Genomic DNA, 20,381 nt, shown 5'->3' with positions numbered 1-20,381 from the left:
GCACCGCGCGTTCACTGCGCGGCGATGCCCAGGCCCCGGTAGACCGCGCCGAGCTGGCGCGCCAGCCGCTTCGACTGCGGCTGCGCGTTGGCCTGCGGCTGCAGCAGGTTCTGCGCGGCGGCGAGCCGGCCGCCGCGCACCAGCGCGTCGATCCAGAGCTGGCTGAACAGGTCGCGCTGGGCGTGGCTGCCGCCGATCTCGACCAACTGCGGGATCGCCGCGCCCAGGCCGCGCGCGGCTTCGCTCCAGTCGCCGCGCGCATGGGCGACCAGCCCGCGGGCGGCGGGCACCGCCACCTGCTGCCATGCGGCGCGCGTAGCGGGCGCGGTCTGCCGCGCCGCATGGGCCTCCACGTTGGCCAGCAGCGCATCCGCTTCGGGCCGGCCGGCGCGGGCCAGGCCGTAGAGGTACTGCAGGTCGAGAAAGGGCAGCACGTGGTCGGCCGTGCGCGTGCCGAGCCAGCCGGCCAGCTCCTGCCAGCGCTGCGCGCCCACGTCGGCGCCGGCCAGCTCCAGCCGCGCGAGCAGCGAGACGGCGCCGATCTGGTCCTGGCTGTAGTCCTTGACCACGCCCCAGACCCGGGTGTCGTAGAGCGCCAGCGCCTCGTCCTGCCGGTCCTGCTCGATCAGGAACAGGGCGAGGTGCCACCAGTTGTGGGTGACCATGAACGAGTTGAGCCCGACCCAGGTGTCGGCCACCGAGCGCAGGAACTCCTCGCCCTCGGCGATGCGGCCTTCGGTCAGCATCACGTGGGCCAGCGCATGGTGGGCCCAGGGTTCCCTGCGCTGCAGTGCGATGGCGCGGCGGGCGCTGGCCTCGGCGCCGCGCAGCAGGTGGCACTGCTCCTGCGCGAAGGCGGCCATGCCGTGCAATGCGGCCACCCCGGATGCGGCCGCGAGCGCCGGCTGCACGATGCGCAGCATGCCGGGCGAGTCGCCCTGGTTGAACAGGTGGTAGTGGCCGAGCTTGAGCGAGGCCAGGTCGCGCGGGAACAGCCGCGCCTGTTCCTCGTGCAGCGCGATGGCGCGCGGCAGGTCGCCGCCGACCCAGGCGGCCACGGCGGCGACGAAGCGCTGCTCGCGCTCGGTGGCGCGGGGCGCGGCGGCCAGGGCGCGGTCGATGAAGGGGTGGGCGTTGACCGGCGCGCCGGCCGATTCGGCGAACATGTGCAGCGCGGCGCAGGCGGCCTGGATGTAGGCGCTGCCGGTGTCGCCGGCCGCGTCGAGCACGCGGGCCACGCGGGCCTCGCAGGCCAGGAAGCCGTCGACGAAGTCGTGGGCCGCCGCCAGGCTGGCGGCGTCGGCCAGGGTCAGCGGGTTGCCGAGGCTGTCGGTATGGGGCATCGAAGCATTGTGCCGCCGATGGCCGGCCGCCGCCGGCCGCCGCCGGCCGCGCGGGCCCGCCTGCCTAGAATGCGGCGTTCGGCGCGGCCCCGGGGCCGGGGATGGAGACGATGGAAGCAGCGGAGACAGGCAGCGGTGCCTACGCGCAATACGAGGCGCTGCGGGCGCGCGGCCCGGTCGTGTGGGCCGATGGCTGGTTCGGCGGCGCCTGGCTGGTGACGGGCTTCGACGGCGTGGAGGCCGCACTCAAGGATGGCCGCCTGTCCGCCCAGCGCACCGGCGGCTGGGTCATGCGCAACGCGCTGCGCGGCAGCGCCGAGCGCCGCAGCCTGGTGCGCATGCAGCGCCTGCTCGCGCGGGCGCTGCTGTTCGTCGACAGACCCGCGCATCCGCGGCTGCGGCAGGCGATGCTGGCGGGGTTCCGGCCCGCCGTGGTGCAGGGCCTGCGGCCGTTCGTGCAGGCGCGCGTGGACGAACTGCTGGCCGCGGCCGACCGCGCGCTGGCGGCCGGCCGGCCGTTCGACGCCATCGAATCGTTCGCCAAGCCGCTGCCGGCGCTGGTGGTGTCGCAGCTGCTCGGCCTGCGCGACGTGGAGCCGTCGGAGTTCCTGGAATGGTCCACGCGCATCGCGGCCTTCCTCGGCGCGGTGCAGCCCGCGCCCGCGCAGGTCGCGGCCGCCTGCGAGGCCGTGGTGGCCATGGCGCGGTACCTCGACGGGCAGATCGCCTCGGGCCGCTGCGGCGACGGCCTGATCGCGAACTTGGTCGAGGCCCAGCGGCGCGGCGTCCTCCACGACGGCACCGAGATGCTGGCGCAGTGCGTGATGCTGCTGTTCGCCGGGCACGAGACCACGCGCCACTTCCTCGCCACCGCCCTCTACTGGGCGGTGCGGCGCGGGGATGTGTGGGATGCCCTGGCCGACCCCGCCCGCGCGCCCGCGGCCCTGCGCGAGCTGATGCGCTGGGACAGCCCGGTGCAGTACACCGGCCGGCGGGCCAACACCGCGTTCGACCTGCTGGGCCAGCCGGTGCGGCGCGGCGACCTCGTCATCCCGCTGATCGGCTCGGCCAACCGCGATCCGCGGCAGTACGCGGCGCCGGACGCCATCGACGTCGGCCGCCAGGCCGGTCTGCCGCTGTCCTTCGGCGCGGGCCTGCATTTCTGCCTGGGCGCGGGCCTCACGCTGATGGAGGCCGAATGCGCGCTGGGCGCCGTCGTGCGTCACTGGCCGCGCGGCGCGCTGGCCGTCGCCGAGGCGGCATGGATGGAGGGCGTGCCGCTGTACCGCGGGCTGCGCAGCCTGAAGCTGCGGCGGTTGGAACAATAGAGGGAGTATGAACCTATAGTGCCTGTCGACTGTGCGCTGTGGGCCTATACTCCCGGAGTTACCTCGCGCGCCGGGGCAGCCTCGGGCACCGGGACCAGCGGCTTTCGCCAGATCAGCTGCACCTCGTCCGGCAGGTCTGGATAGGCGCCGGGCACGGCCTGCGCGAGCGTGCAGCCCAGCCGCTGGTAGAACGCGCAGGCGCCCGGGTTGACGTTCTGCGTCTCCACCTTGAGCTCGGTGCAGCCGTGGCGGCGGCCCCAGTCTTCGGCCGCGCGGAACAGGGCCGCGCCCACGCCTTCGCGGCGGGAGGCCGGGTCCACGCGCAGATCCCACACCACGAGCAGGTCCGCGCCGGGCGTGTCGCGCGCGGCCACCAGCCCGCCCACGCGCTGCGCGCCCTGCCAGGCCGACAGCAGCGCCCAGTGCGCGGTGTCGAACTGCCGGGGCCAGCGCTGCGGGCGCTCATGCGCGTCGTAGTCCTTGTGGAACAGCGCCGGCAGCTGCCGCCGCGCGAGCGCGAAGCGCGCCCCGTCGGCCTGCACGTCGAGCACCGTATCGGTGGAGAAGCGGCTCGGCACCGTGGCGTGGCCGTCCAGGTCGTCCACCCGGTCGATGCGCACCGTGAGCACCGGGCGCTGCGGCTGCGGCACCGGCGCGAGCTTCTCGCGCAGCACGGCGTTGACCTCGGCCCCGTAGATCAGCGTGGTCGCGCTGACGTAGAGGAAGACCAGCGTGGCCACCACGCCGGCGAAGCTGCCGTAGACCAGCGCGAGCTTGCCGGCGCTGCGCAGCGTATATGACAGCGTGGCCGCGGCGCCCACCCACAGCGCCGCGCCGGCGAGGGCGCCCGGCAGCACGGTGTAGAGCCGCTGGCGGATGTCGGGCAGCCAGCCGTAGAGCAGCGCATACAGCACCGACAGCGCGACGAAGGCCGCGCCGTAGCGCACGCCGTCGTGCAGCCAGGCGATGCCCTGGGCGGCGCCCACGTTGTCCTCCAGCATCCGCCAGACGTAGGGCATGACGACCACGGAGCCGAAGGTGGCCACCACGCCGACGCCCACGACCAGCGTGAACAACGTCACCTTGATGCGCGCCCGCCAGAAGGGCAGGCCGCGGCCGATGCCATAGGCGCGGTTGAGCGCCGTGCGCACCGCCTGCATGCCCGAGGACGCCGTCCACAGCGTGACCACCACGCCCAGCGCCAGCAGCGCCTGGTTGCGCTGGGCCAGCACCTGGGCGACGACCGGCTGCATGGCCTGGCGCACGACGGGCGGCGCGTACTCGAGCACCCGGCCGGCCAGGTCGGCCGCATCGCCGGGCTGGCCGATGTAGCCGGCGGCCGACGACAGCAGGATCAGCAGCGGGAACATGGCCAGCACCGACGAGAAGGCCAGGCTGCCGGCCTGGTTGGCGCTCTGGTGCAGCACATAGTTGCGGATGGCCAGCAGCAGGACCCCGAGGCCCGGGGTCGCGAGTGCGGCTGTGCTGAAGCGGCTCCATGCCGCGCCGGGTCGGATCATGGGGCGATTCTGATGCCGGATGCAACGCCTGCGGGCGTCTCTGACTTTTTGCAACGCTCCGGCGGCGTCGCGCGGCCCATGGCCTCCCAGGGCGGCAAAAAGAAAAGCCCCTTAGGGAAGGTCTGCACGAATCGAGTTGACGTGTGCTTGCATAGCACCGGCATCGCAATGTGATCTCGGAAAGCGATGAGCGCGTATTTGCGCGACCCAAAAGGCTCCCAACGACCTCACACGAAGTCATCGGGCGTACCGCAGACGCACCTATGCCCCAGCGGCCAGCCGGTGGCGCACCATCCACAGGTTGCTCAGCGCAAACAGCGTCTTGGGCTGCTCCGTGTTCTTCCTCAGTCCCCGGTAGCGCACCTTGGTGTGCCCGAACTGGCGCTTGATCACCCGAAACGGGTGTTCCACCTTGGCCCGGATGGCGGCCTTGAGCTTCTCCAGCTGGTGCAGCAACCCCTGCACTGGGTGCTCCTTGTCCAGGGTCCGCCGCTTTCCCGGCTTCATGGCCACATGCCATTCGACACTGTCCTTTGCATCGGCCCGCTTGTGCACTCCCTGGTAGCCCGCATCACCAAAGGCGTCTGTCTCCTGACCGTGCAGCAGGCTGTTGGCCTCCACCACGTCGGCGATGTTGCCGGCCGTGCCCCGCACCGTGTGCACCAGGCCTGAGTCGGCATCCACGCCAATGTGGGCCTTCATGCCAAAGTAATACTGCTGGCCCTTCTTGCTCTGGTGCATCTCGGGGTCGCGCTCACCGTCTTTGTTCTTCGTCGAACTCGGCGCGGCAATGAGCGTGGCGTCCACCACCGTGCCGGCCTTCAACAACAACCCCTTGGCCGTGAGCAGGTCGTTGACCACGGCCAGGATCTGGCCTGCGAGCTTGTGCTGCTCCAGCCGGTGGCGAAAGCGCAGGATGCTCGTCTCGCTGGGCACCGCTTCGTCCCAACTGCTCAAACCCGCGAAATCGCGAAACAGCGGCACGTCGTGCAAGGCCTCTTCCATTGCCGGGTCCGACAGGTTGAACCATTGCTGAAGAAAGTGGATGCGCAGCATGGTCTCTGCTGCAAAGGGTTGCTGGCCGCGCCGGCCGCCCTCGGGCTGGTAGGGCTCCACCAGTGCGACCAAGTCAGACCACGGCACCACTCGGTCCATCGAGTCCAGGAACTCCCGCTTGCGCGTGCGCTTGCTCGATTGGGGCTGCATCAGGCTGGCTTGCTTCATGGGATGCAATCGTCTCGCCGGCCGCCGCTCATGGCAAGCACATCTCGACAGGATTCGTGCAGACTATCCTGAGCGGAAACGCGGCTGCGGCACGGTTTTCAGATCGCCGTCGAGCGAACCGATGTAATCGGCCAGCACCTTCAGCTCGGCATTCGAGAACTGCTTGGCCACGCCCGCCATCACGCCGTTAGAGCGCCCCACCCGCGGCGCCGTGCCCGCCTTGTACGACCGCAGCGCGGCGTAGAGGTAATCGGGATACTGGCCGGCCACCTTGGGATACGACGGGTCGATCGGCTTGGCGAAGCCTTGGCCGTGGCAGGACACACAGGCGCCGCGCTTGATCAGGTCGGCCACCTGGCCGGCGGCCTCGTGCCCGGCCTTGGGCGCCGCCGATGCGTCGTGCCCGCTGGCTTCGTAGTAGGCGGCGACATCGGCGATGTCCTGGTCGGTCAGCGATTCGGCGATGCCGCGCATGGTGGGATGCTGGCGGTCGCCCTTGCGGTAGGCGTCGAGCGCCGAGGCAATGTACTTGCCGCCCTGCCCCGAGATCTTCGGCACCTTGTAGACCGAGGGAAAGCTCGCCTGGTATCCCGGGATGCCGTGGCATCCGATGCACATGGCGATCTTCCTGCCGCCTGCCTGGGGGTCTCCTTTGACTTCCTGTCCATGGGACGCAGCGGTCACGGAAGCGACAGCCACAGCGAATATCGTGGTCAACGTCTTGTTCATTTTGCGCGCACAATCAAACGAAAGGCGGGTGCCGGGACGGGTAGCTATCCGGACAAATTATATCGACCGCCCCTTTGAAACCACCCTTGCCGAGCGCGCGTTTTCTCCATGATTTCCCCCATGAAATTTCAAGGCTCAGAGCAGTACGTCGCCACCCGGGATCTCACGCTCGCCGTCAATGCGGCCATCGCCCTGCAGCGCCCGCTGCTGGTCAAGGGCGAGCCCGGCACCGGCAAGACCATGCTGGCCGAGCAGGTCGCAGCCTCGCTCGGGCTGCCGCTGCTGCAATGGCACATCAAGTCCACCACCAAGGCGCAGCAGGGCCTCTACGAATACGACGCGGTGAGCCGGCTGCGCGACAGCCAGCTTGCCAGCATCGACGGCGGCGAGCGGGTGCGCGACATCCGCAACTACATCGTCCAGGGCGTGCTGTGGCAGGCCTTCACCGCCGAGCAGCCGGTGGCGCTGCTGATCGACGAGATCGACAAGGCCGACATCGAATTCCCGAACGACCTGCTGCGCGAACTCGACCGCATGGAGTTCTACTGCTACGAGACGCGCGAGCTGATCCGCGCCAGGCACCGGCCGGTCGTCTTCATCACCTCGAACAACGAGAAGGAGCTGCCCGACGCCTTCCTGCGCCGCTGCTTCTTCCACTACATCCGCTTCCCCGAGGCCGACACGCTGCGCCAGATCGTCGCGGTGCACTTCCCCACGCTGCGGCAGGAACTGCTGGCCGCGGCCCTCAAGACCTTCTACCAGATCCGCGACCTGCCGGGCCTCAAGAAGAAGCCTTCGACCAGCGAGCTGCTGGACTGGCTCAGGCTGCTCGTGGCCGAGGACATCCCGCCCGAGGCGCTGCTGGCCGCCGACGACAAGGTCGCCGTGCCGCCGCTGGCGGGCGCGCTGCTGAAGAACGAGCAGGACGTGTCGCTTTTCGAGAAGCTGGTCTACCTGAACCAGAGGAACCGGTGACGCGGATGGCCTTCGTCGAACCCGTCGTCCTCTCCGACCGCGGCATCCGCCTGGAGCCGCTGGCGCTCTCGCACGAGGCCGGGCTGGCCGCCGCCGCGGCCGACGGCGAACTCTGGAACCTGCGCATCACCTCGGTGCCCGAGCCCGGCGCCACGCAGGCCTACATCGAGGCCGCGCTGCAGGGCCGCGCCGACGGCCGCCGCTTCGCCTTCGCCGTGATCGAGGAAGCCACCGGCACCGTGCTCGGCACCAGCAGCTACCACGACATCGTGCCGGCCATCCGGCGCGTGGAGATCGGCTACACCTGGTATGCCCGGCGCGTGCAGCGCACCCACGTCAACACCACCGCCAAGCTGCTGCTGCTGGGCCATGCGTTCGACACGCTGGGCGCGCACGTGGTCGGCTGGCGCACCGACAACTTCAACTTCGCCTCGCAGCGCGCCATCGAGCGCCTGGGCGCGAAGAAGGACGGCGTGCTGCGCGGCCACGCCCTGCGGCGCGACGGCACCATCCGCGACACGGTGATGTACAGCATGCGTTCCGGCGAATGGCCGGAGGCGCGGGCGCAGCTGCTGTACCTGCGGGACCGCCCGCGCCCCGAGGCCGGCTGAGCCATGCTGATCGACTTCTTCTACACCCTGCGCGCCGCGACGCTGCCGGTGTCGGTCAAGGAGTACCTCGTGCTGCTCGAAGCGTTGCAGGCCGGCGTGGCCGGCCCCGCGTCGGACGCCGCCTGGAGCATCGACGACTTCTACCACCTCTCGCGCACCGTGCTGGTCAAGGACGAGAAGCACTTCGACCGGTTCGACCGGGCCTTCGGCGCTTACTTCCACGGCGTGGAGCTGCTGGCCGACTTCACGAAGGAGATTCCGGCCGACTGGCTGCGCAGGCTCGTCGAGCGCGAGTTCACGCCCGAGCAGAAGGCCGCCATCGAGAAGATGGGCTGGGACGAGCTCATGGAGACGCTGAAGAAGCGGCTCGAAGAGCAGAAGGAGCGCCACGAAGGCGGCAGCAAGTGGATCGGCACCAACGGCACCAGCCCGTTCGGCCACGGCGGCGCCAACCCGCAGGGCGTGCGCATCGGCGGCGCCGGCAGGACCCGCAGCGCGGTCAAGGTCTGGGAGCAGCGCGCCTACCGCGACTACGACGACACGCAGGAACTCGGCACGCGCAACCTCAAGATGGCGCTGCGCCGGCTGCGCCGCTTCGCGCGCGGAGGACTGGCCGAGGAACTGGACTTGCCGGGCACCATCCGCGGCACGGCGGCAAACGCCGGCTGGCTCGACATCCGCATGGTGCCCGAGCGCCACAACAACGCGCGCGTGCTGCTGCTGATGGACGTGGGCGGTACGATGGATGAGCACATCCACCGCGTGGAGGAGCTGTTCTCGGCCGCGAAGAACGAGTTCAAGCACCTGGAGTTCTACTACTTCCACAACTGCGTCTACGACTTCCTCTGGAAGAACAACCGGCGCCGCTTCAGCGAGAAGTCCGCGACCTGGGACGTGCTGCACAGGTACAACCGCGACTACAAGCTGATCTTCGTGGGCGACGCGACCATGAGCCCCTACGAGATCGTGCAGCGCGGCGGCAGCGTCGAATACAACAACGACGAGCCGGGCGCCGCATGGCTGCAGCGTCTGACGCACGCCTTCCCGAAGCACGCCTGGATCAACCCCGAGCCGCAGGGCGTGTGGCCCTACCGCCAGAGCATCGGCCTGGTGCGCCAGCTGATGTCCGGGCGCATGTATCCGCTCACGCTCCAGGGCCTGGAGGACGCGATGCGGCTGCTGTCGAAGTAGCGCGTTGCAGGTTCACACACCGCCGGGCAGGGCTTGGGGCAGAATAGCCCGATGCCCTGGCCCTTCTCCGCGACCGAGCATCCATCCACTCGTTCCCCTTTCGCGCCGGCCCGTGTGCCGGCGTTGGCTTTTCTGGTGTGCACCGCTGCCCTCCTCGCCCTGCCCGGCTGCGGCCTGCTGCGGCCGGACAAGACAGCGGAAGGGGAGCCGGAGGACCACCAGCTGCTGACCAGCGAGCAGGCCGCCCAGCGCGCCGACAAGGAAAAGTCGGACGAGGCGAAGGACGGCGACGGCAGGACGAAAGCCCCGTCCAGACGCGACGCCTTCACCGTCGACGTCAAGGCGCCGCCCGACATCGCCGACTACCTGCGCCGCCACCTGGAGCTGCAGCGCTACCGCACGCTCGACGACCTGCAGTCCAGCGAACTCTCGCGCCTGCTCGGCGCGGCCGAAGGCAATGCCCGCGAGCTGTTGGGCACGCTCGGCTACTTCGCGCCGCGCATCAGCGTGCTGCTCAACGAAACGCCCACGTCCGAGAAGGCGCCGCGCGAGGTCGTCGTCGCGGTCGATCCAGGCACGCCGACCACCGTCTCGGGTGTGCAGATCGGTTTCTCGGGCGCCACCAACGACCTGCCGACCGATGCCAGCCGCCAGCGCGCGATCCGCGACGGCTGGTCGCTTGCGCCCGGCGCGCGCTTCACCCAGGACGCCTGGGACGGCGCCAAGACCCAGGGCCTGCGCGCCCTGACCGCGCGCCGCTATCCCACGGCCCGCATCGCCGACAGCCGGGCCGACGTCGACGCCGACGCGGCCCGCCCCAACCTGTCGGTGGACTACGACTCCGGCCCCGCCTACCGGTTCGGACCCATGCAGGTGCGTGGCGCCGAGCGCTATCCGCCCGAGGTCGCCGAGCGCCTGGCGCGCCTGCCGGTGGGCAGCGACTACGACCAGGCCCAACTGCTCGACGCGCAGCAGCGGCTGGCCTCCAGCGGCTACTACGACTCGGTCTTCCTCACGCTCGACACCGAGGCCGGAGTCGACCCGGCGGCCGCGCCGGTCATCGCCCAGGTGCGCGATGCCAAGCTGCAGAAGGTCGTGTTCGGCGTGGGCGTCAGCACCGACAGCGGCCCGCGCGTGTCGGTCGACCACACGCACAACCAGCTGCCGCTGATCGGCTGGCGCGCGCTCTCCAAACTGTCGATCGACCGCGAGACGCAGGTCATCGGCTCCGAGCAGAACTCGCTGCCCGACGAGGACCAGTGGCGCTGGGTGACCTCCGAGCAGCTCAAGCGCGAGAGCACCGGCAACTACGACGTGGACAGCGCCCGCCTGCGCGGCGGCCGCAGCAAGAACACCGACCACATCAGCCGCTCCTACTACCTGCAGTACGACCGGGCCACGAGCGAGGGCAGCGACGCCCCGCCCTCGGCCGCCGCGCTCAGCGTGAACTACGCCTGGACCGGCCGCTACTTCGACAACAACGCCGCGCCCACGCGCGGCTGGGGCTTGAGCGTGGAAGCCGGCCCCGGCTACACGCTGATGGGCGAACGCAAGCCCTTCGTGCGCGTCGACGCGCGCACGCTCGGCTACATCCCGTTCGGCACCGTCGTGCCCGAGACCGGCGCCCCGCGCCGGGCCCGGCTGCAGCTGCGCGGCGAGCTCGGCGCCGTCCTCGCGTCGCACAACGCGGGCATCCCGTCGCCGCTGATGTTCCTGACCGGCGGCGACACCACGGTGCGCGGCTACAGCTACCGCCAGATCGGCGCGCGCACGGTCAACAACCTGATCTACGCCGGCCGCTACATGGCCGTGGCCAGCGTCGAATGGCAGCGCCCCATCGTCTGGCACGGCGAGATGACGGATTTCGAAAGCGCCGTCTTCGTCGATGCCGGCGCCGTCTCGGACAAGGCCAGCGATCTGCAGATCAAGACCGGCGTCGGCGCCGGCGTGCGCTGGCGCAGCCCGGTCGGGCCGCTGCAGGCCGACCTGGCCTACGGGGTCGATCCGAAGAAGCTCCGGCTGCACCTGCGGCTCGGCTTCATCTTCTGATACCCCCACCATCGACACCCCCAGGCGCCCGTCATTCGCCCACCACAGCCATATACCCCCCGATGCACCTGCGATGGCAGACCAACCGCCCGCCCCCATGACCTCGCCTGCGGCGCCGCCCCGCAGCCGCCGGCCCCGCGTCCTGCGCTGGATCGCCGGCACGCTGGCCGTGCTGCTGCTGGCCGCAGTGGCCGTCCTGGCCGGGGCCTGGATCTGGGCCGGCTCGCAGCAGTCGCTGGGCGCAGCCCTGGCCCGGGCCGCGCGGTACCTGCCCGCGGGGCAGACGCTCGCATCGCGCGACGTCGCCGGCTCGCTGCGCGGCGGCGGCCGCATCGGCTGGCTGCGCTGGCAGAGCGAGGCGCTGGCCGTCGAGGTGCATGACGCGCACATCGGCTGGAGCCTGGCGCCGCTGCTGCGGCGGCAGGTCAGGCTCGGCGAAGTCCACGTGCGCGAGGTGGTCATCGAGAAACGCGGCCCGCAGAAGGAAAGCGAACCCGTCGAGCCGTTGCAGGGCCTGGTGCTGCCAATGGAGATCACGCTGCCCTTTCGCATCGACACCATCCGCTGGACGGGCCCGCCGGAAACCGTCGCCACCGGCCTGGCCGGCAGCTACCGCTACCGCAACGGCCGGCACGAGGCCGAGATCACCGGCGTGGACGTGTACAGCGGCCACTATGCCGCCCGCGCCACCGTGCAGGGCGCCGCGCCCATGGCCGTCGATGCCGCGCTCCAGGCCCGCGTGCGCGCCCCGGCCCCCGGCGGTGCAGAGCCGCTGCCGGTGCGGGCTGATGCCCAGGTCACCGGTACGCTCGCGGGCGCCGGGGCGCGCCTGCAGGTGAAGGCCACGCTCGACGCCGAGGCTGCGCCGGCCGCCGTGCCCGCGCCTGCACCGGCACCGAAGAAAACCGCCCGCGGCAAGCCCGCCGCCAAGCCGCCCGCGCCGCCGCCGGCCCCTGCCCCGGTGCCGATGCATGTGAGCCTCGACGCCGAGGTCGCCCCCTGGAACACCGCCCAGCCCCTGGTGCGCGCGCTGGCCGACCTGAGCGGGTTCGACGCGGCCCGCCTCGCTCCCACCGCGCCCTCCACGCGGATCGACGGCCACGTCGAGGCCGGCCCCGACGGCGGCCGCTGGCTCGCCCGCGCCACACTGCACAACGCCCTGGCCGGCCCCTGGGACCAGCGCCGTGCGCCCATCGAATCGGCCGAAGCCCAAGCCGTGTTCGACCACGGCGTCTGGACCATTCCGCAGGCCACGGTCCACCCGGCCGGCGGCGGCACGCTGGCGCTCGAAGGCCGCTGGGGTCCGGCCCCGGCAGTTCCTGAAGAAGGCACTTCCGCCAAAGCCCAGCCCGCCGTCGCCCCGTGGCAGGCCCGGCTCGCCGTCGCGGACCTGCGCCCCGGAGCGCTGCACACCCGGCTCGACGGCCCGGCCATCACCGGCACTGCCCAGGCCACCGGCGACGCCGCCGGTACCATCGCCTTCGATACCGACCTGAAGGCCCGCGGCGCCGCGGCGCCGCCGCGCAAGCAGGCCGGCGTGCTCCAGGGCCTGGGCCTGCAAAGCGCCAGCGCCAAGGGCCGCTGGGTCGCGGCCGAACAGTTGCTCGACCTCGCCGCGCTGGCCGTCCAGACGCGTGACGCGAAGCTGCAAGGCAAGGTGCAGGCCCGCGTCGCCGCGCAGTCCGGCCAGGGCCAGTTCGCCTTCAGCGCCCCCGGCGCGCGCGCCGACCTCGACGGCCGCATCGCGCCGGCCGCCGGCAGCGGCACATTCGATCTGCGTGTGGACGATGCCGCCGCGCTGCAGCGCTGGGCCGCATCGCTGCCGGGCCTGGGCGGCCTGCTGGCCGGCGCGCAGGCCAGCGGCACCGCGCGGCTCGACGCGCGCTGGCAGGGCGGCTGGCAGGCGGCGCAGCAACGCCTGGCCACCGGCCGCGCGCCGGCCAACGCGCGCGACGAGCTGTCGCTCACGGCCACGCTCGACACGCCGCGGCTGGACCTGCGCATTCCGAGCAATACTGGGGGTATATCCCTAGAGCCGGCGGATTCCAGCCGCTCGACGCCCCCTTCCCCCCCCAGTACATCCATCGCACTGCAAAGCGTGAAGGCCGAGCTGGCCGGCACGCTGGCCCGCGCCACGCTGGCCGTGCGCGGCAGCGCGGCCATGGACACGCGCCGCGCCACGCTGGACCTGTCCGCCAGCGGCGGCCTGGCCGGTGACGGCCTCTGGCAGGCCACGCTGGCCGCGCTGAAGTTGGACGCGCAGGACGAGGGCCTGCCGGGGCCATGGCGCCTGGCGCTGTCGCGCCCGTTCGACGCCCGCGTGCGCACTGGCGGCGGCGCACTGCTGGTCGAGGCCACGGCCGGCAGCGCCACGCTGTCCGGCCCGGCGCCCGGCGCGGTGCAGATCGCCTGGGAGCCGCTGCGGCTCGAACGCACCGCGGCCGGGGCGCTGCGCCTGCGCAGCCAGGGTCGCATCGACGGCCTGCCCATGGCCTGGGCGCAGGCCGTTGCGGCCGAAGGCCGCGACGCGCTGGCCGACCTGGGCCTGGCCGGCGATCTGGTGTTCGACGGCACCTGGGACATCGACGCCGGCGACACGCTGCGCGCCCGCGCCTCCCTGGTGCGCCGCAGCGGCGACATCCGCGTGCTGGCCGGCGACGCGCCGGCCGCGCCCACGCAGCTCACCAGCAGCGGCCCGGCCGAATCCAAGGCGGCCACGGCCCGCACCGCGCTGGCCGGGCAGACCGTGGCCGCCGGCGTGCGCGAGGCCCGCGCCACCCTCACCGCCGAGGGCGACGCGGTGCGCGCCGAGCTGGCCTGGGACAGCGAGCGCGCCGGCAGCCTGCAGGCCCAGGGCAGCACCCGGGTGCGGCAGGCCGACGGTGGCTGGCAGTGGCCGGCCGACGCGCCGCTCGCGGCCCGCGTCCGCGCGCGGCTGCCGAACGTGGGGCTGTGGTCGGTGCTCGCGCCGCCGGGCTGGCGCATCGAGGGCTCGCTCGACGCCGACGCCACCCTGTCCGGCAGCCGCGCCGCGCCGCGCTGGAGCGGCACGCTGGCCGGCGACCGGCTTGCGGTGCGCTCGGTGGTCGACGGCATCGAACTGCGCGACGGCCGGCTGCGCGCGGCGCTGGCCGGCGACCGGCTCGACATCACCGAATTCACGCTGCACGGCGGCACCGGCCCGGCCACGCGCATCCCCGGCATCGCCGGCACCCGGGCCACGGCCTCGCAGCTCGGCGCAGCCGGCGGCGGCACGCTCGCCGCGCGCGGCAGCGTCGCCTGGAACCAGCCGGCGACCGACGGCGGCTCCGGCCTGCGCATGGACATCGCGGCCACGCTCGACGCGCTGCGCGTGTCGGTGCGCACCGACCGGCAGCTCACGCTGTCGGGCCGGCTCGACAGCACGCTCGAGGCCAGCGGCCGCCTGAAGCTGCGCGGCGACCTCAAGGCCGACCGCGCCGCTATCATCCTGCCCGACGACACTGCGCCCACGCTCGGCAAGGACGTGGTCGTGCATTCGGCCGCGCTCGACCGCGAAGCCGCCCGCAAAGCGCGCAAGGCCGAGGCGGCCGCGGCCAGGCCGGGCACGCGCAAGCCGCCGGACATCGTCGTCGGCTTCGACCTCGGCGACGACTTCGCGGTGCAGGGCCGCGGCATCACCACGCGGCTGGCCGGCAAAGTCGAAGTGCGCAGCACCGCGGGCCTGGACCAGCCGCCGCGCCTGACCGGCGAGATCCGCACCGTGGCCGGCCGCTACCGCGCCTACAGCCAGCAGCTCGACGTCGAAAGCGGCCTGATCCGCTTCAACGGCCCGCTGGACAACCCGAGCCTCGACATCCTGGCGCTGCGGCCCAACATCTCGGTGCGCGCCGGCGTGCGCGTGACCGGCACGGCGCAGTCGCCGTCGGTCAAGCTCTATTCCGAATCGTCGCTGACCGACGCCGAAATCCTCTCGTGGGTCGTGCTCGGCCGCAGCACGGCCAACGGCGGCGCCGAGGCCGCGCTGCTGCAGCAGGCGGCGCTGGCCTTCCTGAGCGGCGGCAAGGGCCCGGGCGGCGCGGGCATTGCCAACCGTCTGGGCCTCGACGAAATCGGCTTCAAGGGACCGACCAGCGCCACCGGCACCACAGCGGCCGAAGCGGCAGCGCTCACCTTCGGCAAGCGGCTGTCGCAGAACCTCTACGTCACCTACGAGCGCAGCCTGAGCGGCACGCTGGGCGCGCTCTACATCTTCTACGACCTCTCGCGCCGCCTCACGCTGCGCGGCCAGACCGGCGTGAAGAGCGCGGTGGACCTGATCTACACGCTGGCCTACGATTGATCCTGGCGAGGCCCCTGCCACCCTTACAATGGCGGGCTTTGCCGCACCGCTTGCCTTCCCGTAGTTCAATGGATAGAACGGGCGCCTCCTAAGCGCCAGATACAGGTTCGATTCCTGTCGGGAGGACCACACCCGAGCCCGCACGCTTCCGCCAGCGTCCGGGCTTTTTTGTAACGCCGGGCCTCCCCACGGCAAAAGCGTCTCATCGGCGACCAGCCGCCGGTGCTGTGCGGCACAGCGCTGGGCTGGATGGGCGCGATAGGCCGCGCAGCGGGCGACTGGCTGGAAACGCCAGCACCACCGGAAAAATACCCCCGGACCACAAGCCCGCCAGCACTTGGGATTCGGGCATTAGCGGCCTATACCCCTCGATACCATCCTCGCCGTTCAGCGTGGATCCGGGTCCAGCCGGCGTCGAGCCGGCCGTTCCAGATCTCGCAGGCCGCTGCGCGGACGTCAGTGCCGCCGCGGTAGCTCGTATTCGGGATATGCAGCGTGAAGCTCAACACGCGGCCCTCCTTGACCGGCGCGCTGTAGTACACGCCGCGCGGGTCGCGCATCAGCGGGAGGTACCACGCGAGGCAGAGATCCGCCTCGCCCGCCAGTTGCGGGTCTGCCGGCGGCCCCTCCCCAAGCGGCTGCTGGCGCAGCCGCTCGGCCTCGTCGGCAGAGCGGTACGCAGGCCCGTCATCCAGCGGCGGCGCCGCAGGGCGGCCGTCAGGATACGCAGGATACGCAGGATACGCAGGATACGCAGGATACGCAGGATAGGGATACGCAGAGGGCTGCGGATAGCGCGGCGGACGCGGCGGCGGTGGCGGCGGCGGCGGCCGCTGGCCCGGCGCACCGTCCACCCGCGAACCCCGGACGCCCGGCGGGCACGGCAGCTGCTGCAAGGCGAACCCACCGCCCAGTTGCAGGCACCGGTGGACCTGGGCTTCGGCCGATACCCCCGCGCCCATCCACAGCGCCGCGGCCGCCAGGGCGACGAACAAGGGGTGCCGCCGGCGCATGGCCTTGCACTCAGCCCAGGCTGCGCACCTTGGCTGTGAGCCGCTCCTGCACCGGCAGCGAGACGAACTTGCCAACTTCGCCGCCCAGCGCCGCGATCTCGCGCACGAAGGTGCTGGAGATGAATTGGTACTTGTCGCTCGGTGTGAGAAAGACCGTCTCCACGTCGGGCATCAGGCTGCGGTTCATGCCGGCGAGCTGGAACTCGTAATCGAAGTCGGTCACCGCGCGCAGGCCGCGCACCATGGCCTTGCCGCCGCGCTCGACGACGAAGTCGCGCAGCAGGCCCGAGAAGCTCTCGACCTCGACCTGCGGATAGCGGGCTACGGCCTCGCGGACCATCTCGATGCGCTCGGCGAGCGAGAACAGCGTCTTCTTGTGGTGGCCCGCCGCCACGGCGACCACCACGCGCGGGAACAGCGCCACCGCGCGCCGCACCACGTCCTCATGGCCCAGGGTCATCGGGTCGAAGGTGCCGGGATAGACGGCGATCACGGGTTGTGACATGGGTGGGGTCTCCTGCGAATGAAACAATCCCCGTCCCGCGGCTCGCCGGCAGAGGTCGGCGCATTATGCAGTGCGGTGCAGCATGGATCCGGCCATTCCCGCATGCCCTGGTCGCCGGATTGGCGGCTATGGACGACCTTCGCCCGCACCGGCCCGCCGCAGCAGGTGCGCATGCACTGCGCCAGCCCGCAGGTGGCGGTGCACGGCCAGGCCGAAGGGCGCCAGCGCCTCGTCGCTCCAGGCCGCAGGCGCTTCCAGGTAGGCGAAGCCGCCGGCGGACAGCGCGGGCGCCGCGGCCGCCAGCGCCGGCTCGAACAATGCGGCATCGAACGGCGGATCGATCAAAACCAAGTCCAGGCTGCCGGCGGCGGCCTGCCGCAGCGCGGCCACGCCGTCGCCGCGGCGCACCTGCAGGATGTCCGCAGCACCGTCGAGCCTGCCGCGCAGCGCCTGCAGTCCGGCGACCAGGGCCGCGTCCTGCTCCACCAGCGTCACCTGGGCCGCGCCGCGCGAGGCGGCCTCAATGCCGAGCGCGCCGGTGCCGGCGAAGGCGTCGAGCACGCGCCAGCCGGCCAGGTCCTGGCCGAGCCAGTTGAACAGCGTCTCGCGCACCCGGTCGGGCGTGGGCCGCAGGCCGGGGCGGTCGGGCACCGGCAGGCGCGTGCGCTTCCAGATGCCGCCGACGATGCGGACCTCGCCGGCGCCGCGGTGCGGGGGCGGCCTGCCCGGCCGGCCCGTGGGCCGGCTCACGGCCTGCCTCCGACCACCACGGTCACCATGCGCTGCGGCTGCAGCACGCGCGAGAACGCGGCGCGCACGTCGGCCGCGGTCACTTTCTCGACCTGCTGCGTCCAGGTGTCCAGATAGTCCAGCGGCAGGTCGTACCAGGCAATGTTGGCCACGTTGGCGATCAGCTTGGCATTGCTGTCGATGCGCAGCGCGAAGCCGCCGACCAGGTTGGCCTTGGCCGCGCGCAGCTCCTTCTCGGTCGGGCCATCGGCCACGAAGCGGGCGATCACGCCGCGCGCCACCTCGACCGCCTGCGCGGCCTGGTCGGGCCGGGTCTGCAGGCTGGCGGTGAAGGCGCCGGCGTGCAGGCCCGGCGCGAAGGCGCTGTAGACGCTGTAGCTCAGGCCGCGCTTCTCGCGCACCTCCTCGGTCAGGCGTGAGACGAAGCCCCCGCCGCCGAGTACATAGTTGCCCACGGTCAGCGCGAAATAGGCCGGGTCGCTGCGCGGCACGCCCGGCTGGCCGATGTGGACATGGGCCTGGGCGGCGTTGAACGGGATGCGGATGTCCTGCGGCGCGGCCAGGGCCGGCACGTCGGCCACCGGCGGCAGCGCGGAACAACCCGTGGATGCGGCGGGAAGGCGCGACAGCAGCGCGGCCGCGATGCCATCGGCCTGCGCGCGGGTGACGGCGCCGACGATGCTGACCTTGGCGCGGCAGGACTGGATGCGCGCGGCATAGGCGGCGCGCAGGTCATCCACACCGATGCGTCCCAGCGTGTCGGCGTCGGCCGTGAAGCCATAGGGATGGCCGCCGTAGACTGCGCGGCCATAGGCGCGGCCGGCGACGGCGCCGGGCCGCGTCTGCGCCTCTTTCAGCGCGGCGATGGCACGCGCGCGCTCGCGCTGCCAGACATCCTCGGCAAAGGCCGGCTCGCCGATCTGGCGGGCGGCCAGCGCGACGGCCCGGCCGAGCAGCGCAGGGTCACTCAGGCTGCGCAGCGAGAAGCCGAAGCGGTCGCTGCCGGCCGAGGCGTCGAACGAGGCGCCGAGGTCGGCCCAGGCCTCGCCGAGCGCGTTCTCGTCGAGCGCGGGATCGCTGCCGCGGGCTTCGACGCCGCGCGGCGCGACGGAGGCGATGGCATCGGCGAGGCCGGCCTGCTGCGCCGGGTCGCGGCGGCTGCCGCCGTCGAAGTCGACCTGCACGTCCACGATCGGAATCGATGGGCTGTCGACGTAGTAGACCTGCGCGCCGCTGGGCTGCGACCAGTGCTGGATCGGCAGCGCGGCCCGCGCCGGCAGCGCGCCGGCCAGCAGGGCCAGCGCGGCCGCGAAAGGAAGGGCCGCGCGCCGCGCAGCCAGGCGAATCGTCGTCATCGTCATCGTGCAACCTCCTCGTGGATCAGCGCAGGGAGGAAGGATCGCCGGCGGGTGCGCGCGGCCTGCGGTTCGGATCCACCGGCAGCGGCACCAGCGTGGCCACGGTGAGCTGGTCGTCGCCGAAGTAGCGCGCTGCCACCTGCTGCACCTGGGCGGCGGTGATGCCGCGCAGGCGCTCGATGATGCGGTCGCCGGTATCGAGGGGCAGGCCCTGCACCCAGTGGCTGCCGAGCTCGTTGGCCCGGTCGAAGACCGAGTCGCGCTCGTAGACGCGGCCGGCCACCCACTGCGTCTTCACCCGGGCCAGCTCGGCCTCGCTGATGCCTTCGCGCGCGACGCGGGCCACCTGCTCGCGCAGCGCGGCCTCGACCTGATCGGCCGTCTTGCCGGCCGCCGGCACGCCGGTCAGGTAAAACTGCGCCGGCCCGCGGCCCAGCAGGGCGTGGGAGGCACCGACGCTGTCGGCCACGCGGTCGGGGCCCTGGGTCAGCGCGCGGTCCAGCCGGGCGCCGCTGTAGCCGTCGAGCACCGCCGCGAGCACGGTGAGCGCGAGCGCGTCGTCGTTGTCGGCGGCCGCGTCGAGCGAGCGCAGGCGCGGCGCCTTGAAGGCCAGCAGCACGTAGGCCTGCTCGGCCGGCGCCTTGAACCAGATGCGGCGCAGGCCCTGCTGCGGCGGTTCCTCGCGCGGCTTGCGCACCGGCACGGCGCGCGCCGGGATGCCGCCGTAGTAGCGCTCGGCCAGCCTGCGCACCGTGGCCGGGTCCACGTCGCCCGCGACCACCAGGGCCGCATTGGCCGGCACGTACCATTGGTGGTGGAAGGCCCGCACGTCGTCGGCCGTCATCGCCTCAATGTCGTTCATCCAGCCGATCACCGGGCGGCGGATGGGCGAGGCCTGGAAGGCCGCGGCCATCAGCTGCTCGAACAGCTGCGCGCGCGGATTGTCGTCGGTGCGCATGCGCCGCTCTTCCTTGATGACCTCGATCTCCTTGGCGAACTCGGTATCGGGCCAGCGGTTGTTGGCGAAGCGGTCCGATTCGAGCCGCATCGCGTCCTCCAGCTTCGCGGCCGGAATCTGCTGGTAGTAGCCGGTGTGGTCGCGGCTGGTGAAGGCGTTCTCGCGGCCGCCGAGCGCGGCCACGCGGCGCGAGAACTCGCCGGGCGCGAGCTTGGCCGAGCCCTTGAACATCATGTGCTCCAGCGCATGGGCCACGCCGCTGGTGCCGTCGACCTCGTCGAGGGAGCCCACGCGCACCCAGACCATCTGCACCACCGTCGGCGCGCGCCGGTCGGGCTGCACGATGACCGTGAATCCGTTGGACAGCGTGAACTGCTGGGGGGCGGCTGCGGCCCCTACGGAGGGCACCGGGGGCGCCGGCCGCGCAAGCGGCGCCGTCTGCGCGCCGGTCGAGAAGGCGGCCAGCAGGCAGAGTAGGGGTAGGAGTCGTTTCATAAAATGCTGCG

Annotated in this window: 15 protein-coding genes and 1 tRNA gene; 7 read left to right on the top strand and 9 right to left on the bottom strand. The window is 72.1% G+C overall.

Features of this window, described 5'->3' with window-relative positions; genetic code table 11:
* Positions 1-11 precede the first annotated feature (11 nt).
* Positions 12-1,343 (bottom strand): tetratricopeptide repeat protein, encoded by a 1,332-nt coding sequence (locus GAK38_RS06495; RefSeq protein ID WP_325342477.1) that lies wholly within the window; start codon positions 1,341-1,343, stop codon positions 12-14.
* Positions 1,344-1,453: 110 nt separating this feature from the next.
* Here GAK38_RS06495 and GAK38_RS06490 point away from each other — a divergent pair, with 110 nt between their 5' ends.
* Positions 1,454-2,671 carry a cytochrome P450 gene (locus GAK38_RS06490; protein WP_325342475.1) on the top strand — a complete coding sequence of 406 codons (1,218 nt, stop codon included), beginning with the start codon at positions 1,454-1,456 and terminating at the stop codon, positions 2,669-2,671.
* A gap of 44 nt (positions 2,672-2,715) precedes the next feature.
* Here the strand turns inward: GAK38_RS06490 and GAK38_RS06485 are convergent, their stop codons facing one another.
* The 3 genes from GAK38_RS06485 to GAK38_RS06475 all read right to left on the bottom strand — a co-directional run bounded on the left by GAK38_RS06485 (position 2,716) and on the right by GAK38_RS06475 (position 6,144).
* Positions 2,716-4,191, bottom strand: a complete 1,476-nt coding sequence (locus GAK38_RS06485) for a YhjD/YihY/BrkB family envelope integrity protein (RefSeq protein ID WP_325342473.1) — start codon at positions 4,189-4,191, stop codon at positions 2,716-2,718.
* A gap of 261 nt (positions 4,192-4,452) precedes the next feature.
* On the bottom strand, positions 4,453-5,415 hold the full coding sequence (locus GAK38_RS06480) for an IS5 family transposase (RefSeq protein ID WP_325342471.1): 963 nt from the start codon (positions 5,413-5,415) through the stop codon (positions 4,453-4,455).
* Positions 5,416-5,478: 63 nt separating this feature from the next.
* On the bottom strand, positions 5,479-6,144 hold the full coding sequence (locus GAK38_RS06475; RefSeq protein ID WP_325342469.1) for a c-type cytochrome: 666 nt from the start codon (positions 6,142-6,144) through the stop codon (positions 5,479-5,481).
* A 120-nt stretch (positions 6,145-6,264) separates the two neighbouring features.
* Here GAK38_RS06475 and GAK38_RS06470 point away from each other — a divergent pair, with 120 nt between their 5' ends.
* From GAK38_RS06470 to GAK38_RS06445, 6 genes are all read left to right on the top strand, one after another.
* Entirely contained in the window at positions 6,265-7,119 is an 855-nt protein-coding gene (locus tag GAK38_RS06470; protein ID WP_325342467.1) for an AAA family ATPase, read from the top strand.
* A gap of 5 nt (positions 7,120-7,124) precedes the next feature.
* Complete coding sequence (locus tag GAK38_RS06465; RefSeq protein ID WP_325342465.1) at positions 7,125-7,730, top strand: GNAT family N-acetyltransferase; 606 nt, start codon at positions 7,125-7,127, stop codon at positions 7,728-7,730.
* 3 nt (positions 7,731-7,733) lie between these two features.
* On the top strand, positions 7,734-8,921 hold the full coding sequence (locus GAK38_RS06460) for a vWA domain-containing protein (RefSeq protein WP_325342463.1): 1,188 nt from the start codon (positions 7,734-7,736) through the stop codon (positions 8,919-8,921).
* A gap of 51 nt (positions 8,922-8,972) precedes the next feature.
* Complete coding sequence (locus tag GAK38_RS06455; protein WP_325342461.1) at positions 8,973-10,970, top strand: autotransporter assembly complex protein TamA; 1,998 nt, start codon at positions 8,973-8,975, stop codon at positions 10,968-10,970.
* 97 nt (positions 10,971-11,067) lie between these two features.
* Positions 11,068-15,291: a translocation/assembly module TamB domain-containing protein gene (locus GAK38_RS06450; RefSeq protein WP_325342459.1), complete on the top strand. Its 4,224-nt coding sequence runs from the start codon at positions 11,068-11,070 to the stop codon at positions 15,289-15,291.
* A gap of 54 nt (positions 15,292-15,345) precedes the next feature.
* Positions 15,346-15,420 (top strand) — tRNA-Arg (locus GAK38_RS06445).
* Between the two features lie 230 nt (positions 15,421-15,650).
* Here the strand turns inward: GAK38_RS06445 and GAK38_RS06440 are convergent.
* From GAK38_RS06440 to GAK38_RS06420, 5 genes are all read right to left on the bottom strand, one after another.
* The gene (locus tag GAK38_RS06440; RefSeq protein ID WP_325342457.1) at positions 15,651-16,286 is read right to left on the bottom strand and encodes a hypothetical protein; all 636 of its coding nucleotides are present in this window, start codon (positions 16,284-16,286) and stop codon (positions 15,651-15,653) included.
* A gap of 28 nt (positions 16,287-16,314) precedes the next feature.
* Complete coding sequence (coaD, locus tag GAK38_RS06435; RefSeq protein ID WP_325342456.1) at positions 16,315-16,809, bottom strand: pantetheine-phosphate adenylyltransferase; 495 nt, start codon at positions 16,807-16,809, stop codon at positions 16,315-16,317.
* 126 nt (positions 16,810-16,935) lie between these two features.
* A complete protein-coding gene (rsmD, locus tag GAK38_RS06430) occupies positions 16,936-17,559 on the bottom strand; it encodes a 16S rRNA (guanine(966)-N(2))-methyltransferase RsmD (RefSeq protein ID WP_325342454.1) in 624 nt (207 codons plus the stop codon).
* Complete coding sequence (locus tag GAK38_RS06425; RefSeq protein WP_325342582.1) at positions 17,556-18,914, bottom strand: M16 family metallopeptidase; 1,359 nt, start codon at positions 18,912-18,914, stop codon at positions 17,556-17,558. The genes rsmD and GAK38_RS06425 overlap by 4 nt, the downstream gene beginning before the upstream one ends.
* Before the next feature lie 25 nt (positions 18,915-18,939).
* Positions 18,940-20,370: a M16 family metallopeptidase gene (locus GAK38_RS06420; RefSeq protein ID WP_325342453.1), complete on the bottom strand. Its 1,431-nt coding sequence runs from the start codon at positions 20,368-20,370 to the stop codon at positions 18,940-18,942.
* Between the last annotated feature and the right edge of the window lie 11 nt (positions 20,371-20,381).

This window comes from Xylophilus sp., from assembly GCA_009914555.1.
GTDB lineage: Bacteria > Pseudomonadota > Gammaproteobacteria > Burkholderiales > Burkholderiaceae_C > WNDY01.
This window is presented reverse-complemented; position numbering and strand designations above follow the sequence as displayed.

What these genes read in the sequence shown, in the direction of transcription:
- GAK38_RS06425 (WP_325342582.1), bottom strand. Translation starts at nt 18,914, where the DNA reads ATGACGACGATTCGCCTGGCTGCGCGGCGCGCGGCCCTTCCTTTCGCG.
- GAK38_RS06455 (WP_325342461.1), top strand. Translation starts at nt 8,973, where the DNA reads ATGCCCTGGCCCTTCTCCGCGACCGAGCATCCATCCACTCGTTCCCCT.
- coaD (WP_325342456.1), bottom strand. Translation starts at nt 16,809, where the DNA reads ATGTCACAACCCGTGATCGCCGTCTATCCCGGCACCTTCGACCCGATG.
- GAK38_RS06460 (WP_325342463.1), top strand. Translation starts at nt 7,734, where the DNA reads ATGCTGATCGACTTCTTCTACACCCTGCGCGCCGCGACGCTGCCGGTG.
- GAK38_RS06485 (WP_325342473.1), bottom strand. Translation starts at nt 4,191, where the DNA reads ATGATCCGACCCGGCGCGGCATGGAGCCGCTTCAGCACAGCCGCACTC.
- GAK38_RS06490 (WP_325342475.1), top strand. Translation starts at nt 1,454, where the DNA reads ATGGAAGCAGCGGAGACAGGCAGCGGTGCCTACGCGCAATACGAGGCG.
- GAK38_RS06450 (WP_325342459.1), top strand. Translation starts at nt 11,068, where the DNA reads ATGACCTCGCCTGCGGCGCCGCCCCGCAGCCGCCGGCCCCGCGTCCTG.
- GAK38_RS06475 (WP_325342469.1), bottom strand. Translation starts at nt 6,144, where the DNA reads ATGAACAAGACGTTGACCACGATATTCGCTGTGGCTGTCGCTTCCGTG.
- GAK38_RS06470 (WP_325342467.1), top strand. Translation starts at nt 6,265, where the DNA reads ATGAAATTTCAAGGCTCAGAGCAGTACGTCGCCACCCGGGATCTCACG.
- GAK38_RS06480 (WP_325342471.1), bottom strand. Translation starts at nt 5,415, where the DNA reads ATGAAGCAAGCCAGCCTGATGCAGCCCCAATCGAGCAAGCGCACGCGC.
- GAK38_RS06495 (WP_325342477.1), bottom strand. Translation starts at nt 1,343, where the DNA reads ATGCCCCATACCGACAGCCTCGGCAACCCGCTGACCCTGGCCGACGCC.
- GAK38_RS06465 (WP_325342465.1), top strand. Translation starts at nt 7,125, where the DNA reads ATGGCCTTCGTCGAACCCGTCGTCCTCTCCGACCGCGGCATCCGCCTG.
- GAK38_RS06420 (WP_325342453.1), bottom strand. Translation starts at nt 20,370, where the DNA reads ATGAAACGACTCCTACCCCTACTCTGCCTGCTGGCCGCCTTCTCGACC.